This is a genomic window from Variovorax sp. LjRoot290 (assembly GCF_964253985.1).
Taxonomy (GTDB): Bacteria; Pseudomonadota; Gammaproteobacteria; order Burkholderiales; family Burkholderiaceae_C; genus Variovorax.
In genome coordinates this window covers 1,634,351-1,649,452 of sequence record NZ_CAXURW020000001.1, presented here as the reverse complement: position 1 = coordinate 1,649,452, position 15,102 = coordinate 1,634,351, and the positions used below count along the sequence as shown (strand labels likewise).

General features: G+C 70.3%; 14 protein-coding genes. 5 read left to right on the top strand and 9 right to left on the bottom strand.

The window, feature by feature from the left end:
• Nucleotides 1-10: 10 nt before the first annotated feature.
• The 7 genes from ushA to ACSQ9A_RS08275 form a co-directional block, all read right to left on the bottom strand.
• Nucleotides 11-1,621, bottom strand: coding sequence for a bifunctional UDP-sugar hydrolase/5'-nucleotidase UshA (ushA, locus tag ACSQ9A_RS08305; protein WP_436303309.1), 1,611 nt, complete (start codon nt 1,619-1,621; stop codon nt 11-13).
• A 22-nt stretch (nt 1,622-1,643) separates the two neighbouring features.
• Nucleotides 1,644-2,441 carry a purine-nucleoside phosphorylase gene (locus tag ACSQ9A_RS08300; protein WP_436303308.1) on the bottom strand — a complete coding sequence of 266 codons (798 nt, stop codon included), beginning with the start codon at nt 2,439-2,441 and terminating at the stop codon, nt 1,644-1,646.
• Between the two features lie 82 nt (nt 2,442-2,523).
• Nucleotides 2,524-2,940 carry a cytidine deaminase gene (locus ACSQ9A_RS08295; protein WP_436303307.1) on the bottom strand — a complete coding sequence of 139 codons (417 nt, stop codon included), beginning with the start codon at nt 2,938-2,940 and terminating at the stop codon, nt 2,524-2,526.
• A complete protein-coding gene (locus tag ACSQ9A_RS08290; protein WP_436303306.1) occupies nt 2,940-3,908 on the bottom strand; it encodes an ABC transporter permease in 969 nt (322 codons plus the stop codon). Before ACSQ9A_RS08290 ends, ACSQ9A_RS08295 begins: the two co-directional genes overlap by 1 nt.
• On the bottom strand, nt 3,901-5,040 hold the full coding sequence (locus tag ACSQ9A_RS08285; protein WP_436303305.1) for an ABC transporter permease: 1,140 nt from the start codon (nt 5,038-5,040) through the stop codon (nt 3,901-3,903). Before ACSQ9A_RS08285 ends, ACSQ9A_RS08290 begins: the two co-directional genes overlap by 8 nt.
• Entirely contained in the window at nt 5,037-6,587 is a 1,551-nt protein-coding gene (locus tag ACSQ9A_RS08280) for an ABC transporter ATP-binding protein (RefSeq protein ID WP_436303304.1), read from the bottom strand. Before ACSQ9A_RS08280 ends, ACSQ9A_RS08285 begins: the two co-directional genes overlap by 4 nt.
• Nucleotides 6,588-6,730: 143 nt before the next feature.
• Nucleotides 6,731-7,702, bottom strand: a complete 972-nt coding sequence (locus ACSQ9A_RS08275; protein WP_093102651.1) for a BMP family lipoprotein — start codon at nt 7,700-7,702, stop codon at nt 6,731-6,733.
• A gap of 137 nt (nt 7,703-7,839) precedes the next feature.
• Between ACSQ9A_RS08275 and ACSQ9A_RS08270 the strand changes: the two genes are divergently transcribed.
• The 4 genes from ACSQ9A_RS08270 to ACSQ9A_RS08255 are packed head-to-tail and all read left to right on the top strand — an operon-like array spanning nt 7,840 to nt 10,304.
• Complete coding sequence (locus ACSQ9A_RS08270) at nt 7,840-8,898, top strand: adenosine deaminase family protein (RefSeq protein WP_436303303.1); 1,059 nt, start codon at nt 7,840-7,842, stop codon at nt 8,896-8,898.
• A 56-nt stretch (nt 8,899-8,954) separates the two neighbouring features.
• Nucleotides 8,955-9,593, top strand: coding sequence for a LysE family translocator (locus tag ACSQ9A_RS08265; RefSeq protein WP_436290810.1), 639 nt, complete (start codon nt 8,955-8,957; stop codon nt 9,591-9,593).
• Between the two features lie 7 nt (nt 9,594-9,600).
• A complete protein-coding gene (locus ACSQ9A_RS08260; RefSeq protein ID WP_436303302.1) occupies nt 9,601-10,065 on the top strand; it encodes an EVE domain-containing protein in 465 nt (154 codons plus the stop codon).
• A gap of 38 nt (nt 10,066-10,103) precedes the next feature.
• Nucleotides 10,104-10,304 carry a hypothetical protein gene (locus ACSQ9A_RS08255; RefSeq protein WP_093101984.1) on the top strand — a complete coding sequence of 67 codons (201 nt, stop codon included), beginning with the start codon at nt 10,104-10,106 and terminating at the stop codon, nt 10,302-10,304.
• 31 nt (nt 10,305-10,335) lie between these two features.
• Here the strand turns inward: ACSQ9A_RS08255 and ACSQ9A_RS08250 are convergent, their stop codons facing one another.
• Nucleotides 10,336-10,470, bottom strand: a complete 135-nt coding sequence (locus ACSQ9A_RS08250; protein WP_436303301.1) for a hypothetical protein — start codon at nt 10,468-10,470, stop codon at nt 10,336-10,338.
• A gap of 56 nt (nt 10,471-10,526) precedes the next feature.
• Between ACSQ9A_RS08250 and ACSQ9A_RS08245 the strand changes: the two genes are divergently transcribed.
• Nucleotides 10,527-11,642, top strand: a complete 1,116-nt coding sequence (locus tag ACSQ9A_RS08245; RefSeq protein ID WP_436303300.1) for a cupin-like domain-containing protein — start codon at nt 10,527-10,529, stop codon at nt 11,640-11,642.
• Between the two features lie 92 nt (nt 11,643-11,734).
• Here the strand turns inward: ACSQ9A_RS08245 and ACSQ9A_RS08240 are convergent, their stop codons facing one another.
• Nucleotides 11,735-15,046, bottom strand: coding sequence for a galactose oxidase-like domain-containing protein (locus ACSQ9A_RS08240; RefSeq protein ID WP_436303299.1), 3,312 nt, complete (start codon nt 15,044-15,046; stop codon nt 11,735-11,737).
• Between the last annotated feature and the right edge of the window lie 56 nt (nt 15,047-15,102).

Here is a 15,102-nt window from a genome sequence, read left to right as displayed (position 1 = left end):
GGTTTCCACATCATCTCCTTAGCACCTCGTCGCCCGGTGCGTAGTCGGCGGCCTTGAGCGGGCTGCGGCCGGCGATGTAGGCGCGCAGCACCTCGGCATCGACGAAGCCGGTGTTGAGGTAGCCCGGATGCGTCGCCAGCTTGGGATAGCCGTCGCCGCCGGTGGCAGTGAAGTTGTTGATCGCCAGCCGGTACGCGCGCCGCGGGTCGATGGGCTGGCCGTTGACCTTGGCATCCTTCAGCTGTCCGCCTTCGATCAGCATCTGCACGCCCGCCGTCTGCGGGAAGCCGCCCGAGCCCGGTGTCATCCTGGCCGCGGCTTCGAGGTAGCCGAGCAGCTCGGCGCCCGTGAGCTGTACCACGGTCACCTGATTGCCGAAAGGCTGGACCTTGAGCACGTCGCGGTAGGTGATGCGGCCGTCGGGCAGCGAATCGCGCACCCCGCCCGAATTCATGAGCGCGACATCGGCGCCCGTCTTGTCGCGCATGGCCTGGGCGATCAGCCGGCCGAGATTGGTGGCTTGCCTGCGCACCCGTTCGCGATCACCGTCGAACACGCCGGCCGCTTCGCCCACCGGCACCGTCAGCTGCGCCTGCCCGTTGTCCTGGAAGGGCTGTAGGAAGGCGCGCACGCCGGCGTCCTCGGGAATGGTCTCTTCATACGCGACCTTCTTGCCGTCCACAGTGCGCTTGAGGTTGACCGGAATCAGCTGGTACTTGATCAACTCGATCCGGCCCGGGCGCACCTCGAAGTCGGCCCGGCCCACGTATTTGCCCCATTCGTGCGCCTGCACGATCCAGGTGCCGTTCTGACGGTCGGGCGCGCAGGGCGTGCCGGGCACGTAGGCGTCGTTGCGCAGGTTTTCCTGCAGCATGCAGACCGGGTTCTGGCTGTGGCCACCGACGATCAGGTCGAGCCCGCGGGTGGCGCGCGCCATCTCCACATCGCCCGGCGCGTTGACGCCGCGCCGGCCGTCGGTGTAGTGGCCCATGTGGGTGGCGGCGATCACCATGTCGGCCTTGGCGCGCAGCTCGGGCAGCAGTTGGGCCGCCTCGTCGATGGGCTTGCGGAATTCGATGCCCGCGATGTTGGCGGGCATCACCATCCTGGCCGTGTCGTCGGTGGTCAGGCCCAGCACCGCGATCCGCAAGCCGCCGCGCTCGAACACGCGGTAGGGCTCGAACATGCGCTGGCCGTTCTTGTAGATGTTGGCCGAGAGCAGCGGAAAGCCGGCCCACTGGCGCTGCTTGTCCAGCACCGCGGGCGGCTTGTCGAACTCGTGGTTGCCGACCGCCGAGGCGTCGTAGCCGAGCAGCTTCATTCCCTTGAAGTCGGGCTCGGCGTCCTGCAGGTCGGACTCGGGCACGCCGGTGTTGATGTCGCCGCCGTCGAGCAGCAGCGTGTAGCCGCCGCTTGCCTGCACCTCGGCGCGCAGGCGGTCGATGAGCGTCTTGCGCGCGGCCATGCCGTATTCGCCGTCGGCATTGGTCCAGAAGCGGCCGTGGTGGTCGTTGGTGTGCAGCACGGTCAGCTTGATCGGCGCGCGCTCGCCCGGCGCCGTGGCGCAGCCGGCCAGCAGGGCCAGCGCGGCGGCGGCGGCGGCGATGAATGGCATGCGCATGGGTCGAATCCTCCAGAGCAGATCAGATCGCTGCAATGACCGCTGTGAGCAGGCGCGATGCGTCCTGGTCGGCGGCGCGCGCGTTGCGCAGGGTGTGGGCGTGGCTCAGGCTTTCATCGGAGAGCCCCGCAGCCATGTTGGTGAGCATCGAGAAGGCCAGCACCTTCAGGCCCGCATGCCGCGCCAGGATGACCTCGGGCACGGTGCTCATGCCCACGGCCTGCGCGCCCAGCAGGCGCAGCATGCGGATCTCGGCCGGGGTCTCGAACTGCGGGCCCAGCACCCAGGCATAGACGCCTTCGTGCAGCGCGATGCCCGCCTGCGCGGCCGCGGCGCGGGCCTGCGCGCGCAAGGCCGGATCGTAGGCATCGCTCATGTCGACGAAGCGGTCCGAGCCGGGCTCGTCGTGCAGCGGCGTGCGCTGGGCCATGTTGAGGTGATCGGCGATCAGCATCAGCGAGCCCGGGCCCATGTTCGCGTCCAGGCTGCCGGCGGCATTGGTCAGCACGAGGATGCGGCAGCCGGCGGCGGCCAGGCTGCGGATTGGGCCCTTCATGGCCGCCGCGTCGCCGCTTTCGTAGGCGTGCTTGCGGCCGCGCAAGAGCGCGACCGCGCGGCCGCCGATGCGGCCCAGCCGCAGGATGCCAGCATGGCCGTCGACGTTCAGCGCCGGGAAGGCGGGCAGCTCGGGATAAGGGATGTCCGTGGGCGCCTCGACCAGCTCGGCGGCGCGGTCCCAGCCGGAGCCGAGCACCACCGCCAGCTCGGGCACGGGACCGGCGACACGGATGCGCGCGGCGCTTGCTTCGATGGCGTTCATGGCGACCCCCACGCTCGGCACTTCGTGTCCTCGCTGCCCCCCGAGGGGGCGCGGGCTTGCTTGGGGCGGCCCGGCGCTGCGCTCATGGCGACGGCAGATGCGCCGGACCAAAGCTCGCCGGCAGCAGCTCGCCCATCGTGTAGCGGCCGCGCACCTCGCGCAGGTCGGCACACCACACCGGCGTGTCGTCGTCGGCGAACTCGCGCAGCTTCTGGCGACAGCCGCCGCACGGCGTGACGGGCGCCTTGGCCACGCCGACCACCACCGCCGCCAGCACCCGCGTGCCGCCGGCCAGCACCAGGTGCGCGAGCGCCGAGGCCTCGGCGCACTGGCCCTGCGGATAGGCGGCGTTCTCGATGTTGCAACCCGCATGGACCTGGCCGCGTTCGTCGAGCAGCGCGGCGCCGACTGCGAACTTCGAATAGGGTGCATAGGCGCGCTCGCGGGCGGCGCGGGCGGCATCGATCAACTGCGTCATCTGGGTCTGCGAAACGGCCATCATCGCTCCTTCACGTACGGGATGCCGAGCGCCTTGGGCGCACGCGCCTTGCCCACGAAGCCGGCCAACAGCACCACCGTCATCAGGTAGGGCAAGGCCTGGACCGCCTGCACCGGCACGGCGCCGATCAAGGGCAGCACCGTGCCCTGCAAGCGGATCGACACCGCGTCGAGAAAGCCGAACAACAGGCAGGCGAAAAAGGCGCCGACCGGATGCCACTTGCCGAAGATCATGGCGGCCAGGGCCATGTAGCCGCGGCCGGCCGTCATGTTCGGCATGAACGACGGATTCTGCGCCAGCACCAGGTAGCTGCCGGCCAGGGAGCACAGCACGCCGTTGAGCATGAGCGCCCGGTAGCGCAGCGCGGTGATGGAAACGCCCGCCGCATCCACCATGGCCGGGTTCTCGCCGGTGGCGCGCAGGCGCAGGCCAAAGCGGGTGCGAAACAGCAGCCACCAGACGGCCGGCACCAGCGCGATGGCGAGATACACCAGCGCGTTGTGGCCGAACAGGCCCAGCCCCAGCACCGTGCCTACCCAGGGCAGCGCGCGCAGCGCCTCGCCGGCGCCCGCCCCCCACGGCGCGAGGCGCACCGTGTCGGGCAGCGGGGGCGTCTGGCCGCCCTGCTGGAACCACGCGATGCCCAGCACCACCGTCAGCCCGGCGGCCGTCATGGTGATGGCCATGCCCATCACCACCTGGTCGCCGCGATGGGTCACGCAGCCGAAGCCCTGCAGCAGCGAGAGCGCGACGCCGACGATGAGCGACACCGCCAGGGCCAGGGCCAAGGAGCCGCTCAGCGCAGCGACGCTGCCGGCGGCGAAAGCGCAGGACAGCATCTTGCCTTCGAGGCCCAGATCGATCACGCCCGAGCGCTCGGCCAGCGCACCGGCCAGCGCGCACAGGATCAGCGGCGTCGCCACGCGCAGGGTCGAGGCCAGCAAGGTGCCGAGCGCGACTTCATCCATCGATCGCGCTCCCTGCCGCCACGGTGCGCGGCGCACGGCGCGTCGCGCGCCACAGCCGTGCCAGCGTCGGCGCCGCCACATGCGCCAGCGCGCCGGAGAACAGCACGATCAGGCCCTGCAGCGTGTACACCATGTCGCGGCTGAAACCGGGAATCTCGAAGGCCAGTTCGGAGCCGCCCTGGTACAGCGCGCCGAAAAGCAGCGCTGCCAGCACGATGCCCACCGGGTGGTTGCGCCCGATCAGCGAGACCGCGATGCCGGCGAAGCCGGCGCCCACCACATACTCGAGCAGCAAGCGCCCGTGCACGCCCGCGATCTCGTTGATGCCCACCAGCCCGGCCAGCGCGCCGGACAACGCCATCGACACCATGATCTGCACGCGCGGCCGCATGCCGCCGTAGTGCGCCGCCTCCGGCGCATGGCCGACCGCGCGGATGGCGTAGCCCGGCTGCGAGCGCCAAAGCAGCAGGTACACGGCCACGGCCGCGGCCAGCGCCAGCAGCACGCTCAGGTTGAGCGGCGAGGCCGGCCATTCGATGCCGAGGCCGGCGAGCGCTTCGTGCACGCCGGGCAGGTGCGCCGACGGCGCGAAGGCGCGGCTCTCCACCGTCATGTTGCCGGGCTCCTTGAGCACGTCGACCAGCAGATAGGCCAGGAGCGCCGAGGCGATGAAGTTGAACATGATGGTGGTGATCACCACATGGCTGCCGCGCCAGGCCTGCAGCGCCGCCGGCACCGCGGCCCAGCACATGCCGAACAGCATGGCGGCGCCGATCATCAGCGGCAGCATGGCCCAGCGCGGCAGGTGTTCGCCCAGCGCCAGGGCCGCCAGCGCGGTGCCCAGCCCGCCCATCATGGCCTGGCCTTCGCCGCCGATGTTGAACAGGCCCGCATGGAAAGCGACCGCCACCGCCAGGCCGGTGAAGACGAAGGTGGTGGCGTAGTACAGCGTGTAGCTCACGCCCATGCGGCTGCCGAAGGCACCCTGGATCAGCAGCGTGAGCACCTGCCAGGGGTTGTGGCCGACCACGGCGACGACGATGCCGCAGGCCAGGAGGGCCATCGCGAGGTTGACGAGCGGCAGGACCAAGAGGTCGATCCATCGCGGCAGATCGGTGCCTTGAGGATTCACGACTTCGCGACCTCGTCGCCCGCGCCGCACATCAGGCGGCCCAGCGTGGTCTCGTCGCACTGGGCGACCGGGCGCTCGCCGACGATGCGTCCGCCGGCCATCACGAGCACGCGGTCGGCCAGCGCCAGGATCTCGTCGAGCTCGGACGAGACGACGAGCACCGCACCGCCGCCGGCCGCCATCGCGCGCAGGCGACCGTGGATGAACTCGATGGCGCCGATATCGACCCCGCGCGTCGGCTGGCCCACCAGCAGCACCCGCGGCTTCGGCGCGGCTTCGCGCGCCAGCACCAGCTTCTGCTGGTTGCCGCCGGAGAACTTGGCGCTCGTCAGGCGCACATTGCGCGGCCTCACGTCGTACTCGTCCATCATCCGCGCGGTGTCGGCCTGCATGGCCGACTGCCTCATCCAGCCGTGCCGGCTGTAGCGCGGGCGCCGCTGATAGCCGAGCAGGGCCGATTCCCAGGCCGCGAAGGGCAGCACCAGGCCGCGCCGGTGCCGATCTTCCGGCACATGGGCGAGCCCTGCTTCGCGCGCGGCTTCAGGGTCGAGCCAATGCTCGCGCGTGAAGGAGCGCGAGCCCAGCGTGAGCGTGCCGGCCTGCGGCGCGAGCATGCCCGAGAGCACCTCCAGCAGCTCGCTCTGGCCGTTGCCCGAGACGCCCGCGATGCCGACGATCTCGCCCGCACGCAACTGCAGCGACACGTCGACCAGGCGCGGCGTGCCCTGCGCGTCGCACCAGTTCAGGCCGCGCGCTTCGAGCAGCGACGCGGCGCTCGCGGCGCGCGCGGCGCTGTCCACGCGCCCCATCTGCACGCGGCGTCCGACCATGGCCTGCGCGAGCGCGTCGACGCTGGTGTCGGCCGTGGCGCAGGCCAGCACCACGGCGCCCGCGCGCATCACCGTCACCGCGTCGCACAGCGCCATGATTTCCTTGAGCTTGTGCGTGATCAGCAGCACCGTGGTGCCGCGCGCGCGCAAGGCCCGCAGCGTGTCGAACAGCTGCTCGGTCTCCTGCGGCGTGAGCACCGCCGTCGGCTCGTCGAGGATCAGGATGCGCGCGCCGCGAAACAGCGCCTTGAGGATCTCCAAGCGCTGGCGTTCGCCAACCGGCAGCTGTTCGACCGGCAGGTCCAGCCGCACTTGCAGGCCGCTGTCGCGCATCAGCGCCTCGAGGCGCGTGCGCACCTGCGCGCGCGCGTTCGGCAGCCGCCAGTGCGGCTCGGCGCCGAGCAGGATGTTGTCGAGCGCGGAAAACGTCTCGACCAGCATGAAGTGCTGGTGCACCATGCCGATGCCCAGGGCAATGGCTTCGTGCGCGCCGCGAATCTGCGCAGCCTTGCCTTCGATCTCGATCTCGCCGCTGTCGGCCTGGTAGAAGCCGTACAGGATCGACATCAGCGTGCTCTTGCCGGCGCCGTTCTCGCCCACCACGCCATGCACCGTGCCGGCCGGCACCGTGAGCGTGACTTCGCGATTCGCGTGGACGGCGCCGAAGTGCTTGTCAATGCGCGTCATGCGCACCGCGGGCGCGGGGCTCTCGTTCATGGAATTTCAGCGCGCCCCACGCAAGGCGAATGCCCCCACGCGATACCAGGAACACCGCGGAACCGGCTTTGCCGGGCCGCTGGTGTTGCCCCCGGTGAGGGGGTTGGCGTAGCGACACGAAGTGCGCGAAGCCTGGGGGAGAGTCACAGTTTGCAGGCGTTGTCGGCCATGTAGTCGGCCACCTTGATCTTGCCCGCAATGATGTCGGCCTTGGCCGCGTCGACCTTCGCCTTCATGTCGGCGCTCACCAGCTTGGCGTTGTGCTCGTCCAGCGCGTAGTCGACCCCGCCTTCCTTCAGGCCCAGCGAGGTGACGCCGGGGGTCGGCTTCTTCGCGGCGTTGAGCACCGCCACGTCGACGCGCTTGACCATCGAGGTCAGCATGGTGCCCGGCTGCAGGTGGTTCTGGTTGCTGTCGACGCCGATGGCAAGCTTGCCCGCATCCTTGGCGGCCTGGTAGACGCCCGAGCCGGTGCCGCCGGCGGCGGCGAACACCACGTCGACACCCTTGGCGAACTGCGCCTTGGCGAGTTCGCTGCCGCGCGTCGGGTCGCTCCAGGCGGCGGGCGTGGTGCCGGTCATGACCGAGCTCACCTCGACCTTCGGGTTGGCGTACTTGGCGCCCTGCTCGTAGCCGCACTGGAACTTGCGGATCAACGGAATGTCCATGCCGCCGACGAAGCCGACCTTGCCGCTCTTGCTGGCCAGCGCCGCCATCATGCCGACCAGGAAGCTTCCCTCCTGCTCCTTGAACACGATCGATTCGACATTGGGCAGCTTGACCACCGAGTCGATGATCGCGAAGTTGAGCTTGGGGAATTCCTTGGCCACCTTCTCGATGCTGCTGCCCTGCGAGAAGCCGATGCCGATCACCGGGTTGGCGCCGCGCGCGGCCATGCGGCGCATGGCCTGCTCGCGCTGCGCCTCGTTGGCGATCTCGAAGTCGAGGTAGGGCTTGCCGCTTTCCTTCTTCCACATCTCTGCGCCGCGGTAGGCCGCTTCGTTGAAGGACTTGTCGAACTTGCCGCCCATGTCGTAGACGATGGCCGGCTCGGCACCTGCCACCAGCGTGGCGCCGGCGGCGAAAGCGAGGACGAGGGCCTTGTTGAGTTTCATGTGCGCATCCTTGGTATTGGCGATCCGGCTGTAAGACTTCTTGCTGCGTTGCAGGGCTCGCGAGAGCCTCGGGTCAGGATAGCAAGACTTGCGCCGCATCAACCCCGGGGCACCACTAGCTCCACTACCATGCCGCGATGGCCGCTCCGCTCTCTCCCGCGCTCGCGCGCCACCTGCAGGCGTTGCCGAAGGTGTTGCTGCACGAGCATCTCGACGGCGGCCTGCGACCGGCCACCCTGCTCGAACTGCTGCGCGCACGCGGCCTGGCCGCGCCGGCGCCGGACGCCGCAGCGCTGGCGGCCTGGTTCGACGCGCGCGCCCATGCCGGCAGCCTCGCCGAGTACCTGCGCGGCTTCGCCCTCACGGTCGCGGCCATGGCCAGCCCCGCCGCGCTCGCGCGTGTGGCCTTCGAGGCGGCCGAAGACGCGCGGCTCGACGGCTGCGTGCTGGCCGAGTTCCGCATCGCGCCGCTGCTGTTCGAGCCGATGGGCGTGCCGCCCGAGGCCGCGGTCGAGGCGCTCTTGGCCGGCTTGCGCCAGAGCCCGCTCCCGAGCGGGCTGATCCTGTGCGCCATGCGCGAGCAGCCCAGCGCGCACAGCGAGCGCGTGATGCGCCTGGCGCTGCGCTACCGCGCCGAGGGCGTGATCGGCTTCGACCTGGCGGGCGCCGAACGGGGCCATCCGCCGTCGCGCCATGCCGCCGCCTTCGCCATGGCGCGCGAGGCCGGCCTGCCGATCACCTGCCATGCCGGCGAGGCCGACGCGGCCGAGCGCGTGCTGGAAGCGGCGCGCCTGGGTGCGCGCCGCATCGGGCACGGCGTGCGGCTGGCCGATGCGCTGGACGCGGAGGCCGGCAGCGCGGCCCGCGCGATGCTCGACGAAGTGCGCGCCAGCGGCGTGCACCTGGAGCTGTGCCCCACCAGCAACGTCCACACCGGCGCTGCCGCATCGCTGGCGGCCCACCCGATCCGGCGACTCTGGCAGGCCGGCCTGAGCCTGTCCTTCCATACCGACAACCGGCTGATCTCGATGGTCAGCATGAGCGAAGAAGCGATGGGCCTGGTGCGCGACAACGGCCTGGGCCTGCGCGACCTCGCGGCGATGGGCCTGCAAGCGGCCGAGCATTCCTTCCTTCCCGCGCCAGCGCGCCTGCAGGCGCAGGCTGCGCTGCAAGCCTGGCAGGACCGCACCGGGTGAGTTGCAATCAGCGATGGTGCGGGGATACTTGCCGGTCTGAGAATTCTGGAGTTCACATGCTTCCCGACACGCCCCTCCTACTGGCTTTCGTGGCCGCAAGCCTGGTGCTTGCCCTCACGCCCGGCCCCGCCGTCGTCTACATCGTCGCCCGCACTCTGGCGCAGGGCCGCGCCTGCGGCCTGGCTTCCGTGCTGGGCGTGGCACTCGGCAACCTCGCCAACGCCGTGGGCGCCGCGCTCGGCCTGGCCGCCTTGTTCGCCGTGTCGTCGACCGCTTTCACCGTGGTCAAATGGGCCGGCGCCGCCTACCTCGTGTATCTCGGCATCCGGATGTGGCGGACGGCGCCGGCCATCGCAATCACCACGCCGCAGGCGCCGCGCAAGCCCTTGCGGCGCGTCTTCCGCGACGGCTTCGTGGTGGCGCTGCTGAACCCGAAGACCACCCTGTTCTTCGCCGCCTTCCTGCCGCAGTTCATGGACGCGCACGCCAGCCCGCTGATGCAGACCCTGGCGCTGGGCGGCGTCTTCATAGCCGTCGCCGGCTGCACCGACCTGGTCTATGTGCTGACGGCCAGTCTCGTCGCACCGCGCCTCGGCCGCGCGGCGCGGCATGCGGTCTGGGGCAACCGGCTCGCAGGCACCTCCTTCATCGGCCTGGGCGTGCTCACGGCCATGGGCACGCGGCCCACGCGCTGAGCCTGCGATGTCTCGCCACTGGCTGATGAAATCCGAGCCCGACGAGTGCTCGATCGACGACGCGTTGGCCGCGCCCGATGCGACCGTGCCATGGACCGGCGTGCGCGGTTGGCAGGCGCGCAACCTCATGCGCAGCGAGATGCAGATCGGCGACGGCGTGCTGTTCTACCACTCGAGCTGCCCCCAACCGGGCATCGTCGGCATCGCTCGCGTGGCTTCCGGCACACGGCCCGATCCGACGCAGTTCGATCCGAAGTCGCCCTACTACGACCCGGCCTCCAAGCCGGAACACCCGCGCTGGCTGCTGCTGGACGTGCAGGCGCTGCGCAAGACCCGGCTGCTGGGCCTGCCCGAGATGCGTGCGACGCCCGCGCTGGCCGACATGGTGGTGCTGCGCAAGGGCAATCGCCTGTCGATCACACCCGTCGATGCCACGCACTGGCACCTCATCGTCGACAAGATGCTGGCTTGAAAAAAACCGGTCCCTACAAGACCTCACACAAGAATCGAATGAACTTGCGCACCCTGCTCCCGCTCGTCCTGGCCATCGCCGGCTGCTCCACGCCCAACGAGGTCGTCCGCGTTCGCGAAGGCGTGCTGCGCGCCCCCACATCCGCCGACGCATCGAACTACTGCCGAGAAAAAGCCTCGACCGCGCGGATGCTCGGCAAGGCCCAGGCCGAAGCCGGCATTCTGTTTCGTTGCGAGTGACGGCTCAGGCCACCCTGCACGACTTCACCACCTACGGCGCCGGGTCGGTGCCGAAGTAGGCGTTGGTGCATTGGGCCGTGTCGGTGACGGTCTTTTCCACCCAGCGCGTATCGGCACCGTCCTTCACCAGGGTCGGGCTCGAGACGGTGAAGCTCTGTGCGGCCACTATCTCGGCCGGGTTCGGCACACAATGGACAGGCAGAGAACGCAGGAGATCGCCGCATGAATCCAGCTATGCCGCCTGCTCCGCCGCGGCCGCCTGAGAGTCAGGCCGAGAGCCAGGCCGAGAAGGCATCCCCGGCGCCAGCGGGCGGACCGCTGACCCCCGAGTGGGTGCGCTGGGTCACCGAGCAGTTGCTGCGCGGCTGCACGCCGGAATCGATGCTGGCGGTCATGACCGCTGCCGGCGTCGACGCGCGAGCCAGCGCGGAGCTGATCGAGCTGGTGTCCGTCAACGCGGTCTACATCGCGGCCGAGGGTCGGGCCCAGCAACTTCGCAAGCTCGAGTCGACGCTGGCCAACCTGCAGCTGCTCTGGGAGATCGACCCGATGTACGGCATCGTGGACAAGCGCGTGTCGGTCAGCGAGGACGAATTCATCGATCGCTACGTGCGGGGCTGCCGGCCCCTGGTGCTCACGGGCCATACGCGGGACTGGCCGGCGATGCGGCGGTGGTCGCCGGCCGACCTGAAGATGCGGTTCGGCCATGTCGATGTCGAGGTCCAGGCCGAACGCCAGGCGAATCCACGCTACGAAGAAGACAAGGCCTCGCATCGGCGGACTCTCCGCCTGGGCGATTTCGTCGACCAGGTGCTCGCCGGCGGCGAAAGCAACGACTACTACCTCACCGCCAACAACGAAGCGTTGCGGCGGCCCGACTTCGCGCCGTTGCTGGATGACATCGGCAGCCTGCCGCCGTGCTGCGATCGCGCGGAACTGGCCGGGCGTTCCTCGTTCTGGTTCGGGCCGGGAGGCACCGTCACCCCCTTGCACCACGACACGCTGATGCTGTTCCACACGCAGGTCGTCGGGCGCAAGCGCTGGCGCCTCGTCTCGCCGCTGCAGGGGCCGCGCCTGTACAACACGAACGGCGTCTTCAGCCCCATCGACCTGGATGCGGTCGACCTGAGACAGTTTCCCTTGTTCGAGGGCGTGCGCGTGCTCGAAGTCGTGGTCTGGCCGGGCGAGACCATGTTCCTGCCGCTGGGCTGGTGGCACCAGGTGCGCGCGCTGGACGTCAGCGTGTCTTTCTCGTACTCGAATCTGGCCTTGCCGATCCCGAACCAGTTCACCTACTTCGACCCGGTGCCGCGTGCCGTCCCGTCCGCGGATGTTTGATGAAGCACGCGCCCTGCCGTGTGCTCGGCGCTGTTCCGCCGCGCGCCCTGCGGCTGGCGCAGGGCGTGCGCTTCGACGTCTGAAGCCTCGGCTCAGGCGACGCGGCAGGACTTGACGACGAAGGGCGCCGGGTCGGTGCCGAAGAACGCGTTGGTGCAGGGCACCGTGCCGTTGACCGTCTTCTCCACCCAGCGCGTATCGGCGCCATACCTCACCACGGTCGGCGCCGACACGGTGAAGCTTTGTCCCTCGTTGGCCAGGAATGCGCCCGAGGGTGGCGGCGCTGGCGCTGGCGCTGGCGCTGGCGCTGGGGCTGGGGCTGGGGCTGGGGCTGGGGCCGGTGCAGGCGCAGGCGCAGGCGCAGGTGCAGGTGCAGGTGCAGGTGCAGGCGCAGGCGCAGGCGCAGGTGCAGGTGCAGGTGCAGGTGCAGGTGCAGGTGCAGGTGCAGGTGCAGGTGCAGGTGCAGGTGCAGGTGCGGGTGCGGGCGGTGGCGGCGGCGGCGGGGACGCGGTCACCAGCCTGCAGGACTTCACCACGAAGGGCGCCGGGTCGGTGCCGAAGAACTGGTTGGTGCAAGGCACCGTGCCGCTGACGGTCTTCTGCACCCAGCGCGTGTCGGCGCCATAGGCCACCAGCGTCGGGCTCGACACCGTGAAGGTGCCGCCCTCCATGGCCAGCGTCGCCCCGGACGGCGGCGGCGCAGGCGCAGGCGCAGGTGCAGGCGCGGGTGCAGGTGCAGGCGCAGGCGCAGGCGCAGGTGCAGGCGCAGGCGCGGGTGCAGGCGCAGGTGCAGGTGCAGGTGCAGGTGCAGGTGCAGGCGCAGGCGCAGGCGCAGGCGCAGGTGCAGGCGCAGGCGCAGGCGCAGGTGCAGGCGCAGGCGCAGGCGCAGGCGCAGGCGCAGGCGCAGGTGCAGGTGCAGGTGCAGGTGCAGGTGCAGGTGCAGGTGCGGGTGCGGGTGCAGGCGCAGGTGCGGGTGCGGGTGCGGGTGCAGGTGCAGGTGCAGGTGCAGGCGGCGGCGGGGCCGTGGCCGTCACGCAGGACTTCACCACGAAGGGCGCCGGGTCAGTGCCGAAGAACTCGTTGGTGCAGGGCACCGTGCCGTTGACCGTCTTCTCCACCCAACGCGTGTCGGCGCCATAGCGCACCAGGGTCGGGCTCGACACGGTGAAGGTGCCGCCTTCGGTGGCCAGCGTCGTCCCCGATGGCGGCGGCGCTGGTGGCGGCGGCGGCGGTGGCGGCGGCGGCGGTGGCGGCGGCGGCGGCGGGGGCGATCCCGTGACGCCCGAATCCGCCACGCAGGACTTCGCCACCGACGGCGCCGGGTCGCTGCCGAAGAAGGAGACTGTGCAGGTGGCGGCGCCGGTCACGACCTTGTGCACCCAGCGGTTGTCGGCGCCGTAGCTCACCAGCGTCGCGCTCGACATGTTGAAGCTGCCGCCTTGCGCGGCGACGGTGCGGTCGGTGGTCGTCTGCGTGCTGCCCAGGGTCACGCCGGAGGCCTTGGTCGTGAGCACGTGGCAGCTCTTCGTGACGGTGGGGGAAGGATTGATGCCGAAGAAATCGCTCTTGCAGCTGACGTTGCCGGTGACGGTCTTCGGGGTCCAGTTCCCGCCCACGCCGAACTGCACGACGGTGGGCGCAGGCAGGGTGAAGGTCTGGCCCTGGTCGGCGACCTTCGTCACGCTGCCATCCACCTTGAGGATCTTCCCGATCGAGGGCACGCCCGCGTCGTCGATCACGTACAGCAGGTAGTGCCCGATGGGCACGACGTTCGGGCTCTCGTTGAAGGTGATATCGACGTTCGCGCTTCCCGTGGCCTGGGTGAAGGGCAGCTCGAGGAAGCGCTGCCCGAAATCGGTGGAATGCGTGACCGCGCCGGTGCGAATCAGCGTGACGCGCCCGATCGGCCGCGAGGACGCGACGGTGACGCGGAAGTCGGTGCCGAGCGTCAGCTGGGCCGGTGTCTGGTCGATGATGGGGCGCGGCCGGCGCTGGCCGTTGCTGTCGAACAGGTAGGGCGGCGAGTAGATCTCGGCATTGAGGTTCACCACCGGCCCGGGCGAGCCGCCGCCGGCCGACAGCACCGTGCCGTCCGGCAGCAGCATCGCCGTCGAGTGGTAGAGGCGGGCCTTCGTCGCCGCCGCACCGGTGGTCCACTGCCCGTTCGCCGGGTTCCAGATCATCGCGGTGAAGGCGGTGTCGACCAGCTCGTTGTAGCTCGCCGAGCCGCCGGTGACCAGCACCTTGCCGTCCGCCATCACGGTCGCCGTGGCCCAGATGCGGTCGGCCCCGGGCCCCGGGATGGAGGTCACGCCGGGGGTGGCGCCATTGAAATCCACCACCATCGCGCTGCCGTCCTCGGCGATCAGCAGGACCTTGCCGCGGTCGAACATGGTCCAGGGCATGGCCCAGTTCGCCGTCTTGGGCAGCGTCCCGATCTGCATGATGAACGGGGCCTCGGTGTTCATGCTGAACAGGCGGTTGCCGCTGGTCACCAGCACGCGCCCGTTGGGCGCTAGCACGGCGCGTGGGTAGAACCAGTCGGCCGGCCAGTCCTGCATGTTGAGGGTCTGCCAGCCGAGCGTGGGCCGGTAGATCTCGGGCACCCCGGAGCCCGCACCCCCGCCGTCGATGCCGGCCAGGACGAGCTGGCGTCCGTCGGCCAGCGGCACCAGCGTGCCGTACCAGCGCGCATAGGCCATCGGCGGCCCCGGCGAGATGGTGGCCGCGGCCGGGTCGTACAGGTTGACGTCGCGCACGCCCCCGTTGACCTGATTCGGCGTCACCCCGCGCGTGTCGCCGCCGGCCAGCAGCACGAGCCCGGAGGGCAGCGTGGACTGGGCGGTGCAGAAGAGATCAGTGCGCGTGGTGTGCTGCAGCAGGCTGTGGGCGTTGGTGGCGGGCGTCCACACGTCGTAGTAGAGCTGGGCGCCCTGGGCGCCGCTCGGGTCGGTGCCGTAGCTCATGACCTTGCCGTCGGGCGTCAGCACGGCGTGGATGGCATTGATCGGCCAGGTGATCGGGGCGGCCCATTGACCGCCCGTGCTGGGCGCCACCGGGGCTGCTGCCGGTGCCGCAGCGGCGGCGGCGATGGTCTGGTCAGGCGCGCCCGGGCCACGGTCGATGGGCGCGGTGCGATCCCGCTCCAGCTGCCGCAGCCGGGCGATGTCGTCCAGCGATCTGACGGCCTTGCTGATGGGCGAGGGTGGAGACGGCGGCTTGGGCATCGCTCCAGCGGCCGGCGCTGGCGCTGGTGCCGGTGCATCGCCGGCACCGGTGGGCATGCCGGCGATGCCGGTGCCTGCACTGTCCCCGCCGCCACCGCAAGCGGTGATCACGAACGGGGCGCACAAGGCGATCCATGCGAAGCCCGAAGCACGCGGATCCGGCGAGGCAGTTGCCATATCCCCCCTCAGAAGTGAGAACTTTGCGGTTATACATCGGCCGTGCTCGGACCGCG

Excerpts from the sequence above, each read along its gene's own strand:
- ACSQ9A_RS08295 (WP_436303307.1), bottom strand. The coding sequence starts at position 2,940 with ATGGCCGTTTCGCAGACCCAGATGACGCAGTTGATCGATGCCGCCCGC.
- ACSQ9A_RS08245 (WP_436303300.1), top strand. The coding sequence starts at position 10,527 with ATGAATCCAGCTATGCCGCCTGCTCCGCCGCGGCCGCCTGAGAGTCAG.
- ACSQ9A_RS08265 (WP_436290810.1), top strand. The coding sequence starts at position 8,955 with ATGCTTCCCGACACGCCCCTCCTACTGGCTTTCGTGGCCGCAAGCCTG.
- ACSQ9A_RS08240 (WP_436303299.1), bottom strand. The coding sequence starts at position 15,046 with ATGGCAACTGCCTCGCCGGATCCGCGTGCTTCGGGCTTCGCATGGATC.
- ACSQ9A_RS08300 (WP_436303308.1), bottom strand. The coding sequence starts at position 2,441 with ATGAACGCCATCGAAGCAAGCGCCGCGCGCATCCGTGTCGCCGGTCCC.
- ACSQ9A_RS08280 (WP_436303304.1), bottom strand. The coding sequence starts at position 6,587 with ATGAACGAGAGCCCCGCGCCCGCGGTGCGCATGACGCGCATTGACAAG.
- ACSQ9A_RS08290 (WP_436303306.1), bottom strand. The coding sequence starts at position 3,908 with ATGGATGAAGTCGCGCTCGGCACCTTGCTGGCCTCGACCCTGCGCGTG.
- ACSQ9A_RS08255 (WP_093101984.1), top strand. The coding sequence starts at position 10,104 with ATGAACTTGCGCACCCTGCTCCCGCTCGTCCTGGCCATCGCCGGCTGC.
- ACSQ9A_RS08275 (WP_093102651.1), bottom strand. The coding sequence starts at position 7,702 with ATGAAACTCAACAAGGCCCTCGTCCTCGCTTTCGCCGCCGGCGCCACG.
- ACSQ9A_RS08260 (WP_436303302.1), top strand. The coding sequence starts at position 9,601 with ATGTCTCGCCACTGGCTGATGAAATCCGAGCCCGACGAGTGCTCGATC.
- ACSQ9A_RS08270 (WP_436303303.1), top strand. The coding sequence starts at position 7,840 with ATGGCCGCTCCGCTCTCTCCCGCGCTCGCGCGCCACCTGCAGGCGTTG.
- ushA (WP_436303309.1), bottom strand. The coding sequence starts at position 1,621 with ATGCGCATGCCATTCATCGCCGCCGCCGCCGCCGCGCTGGCCCTGCTG.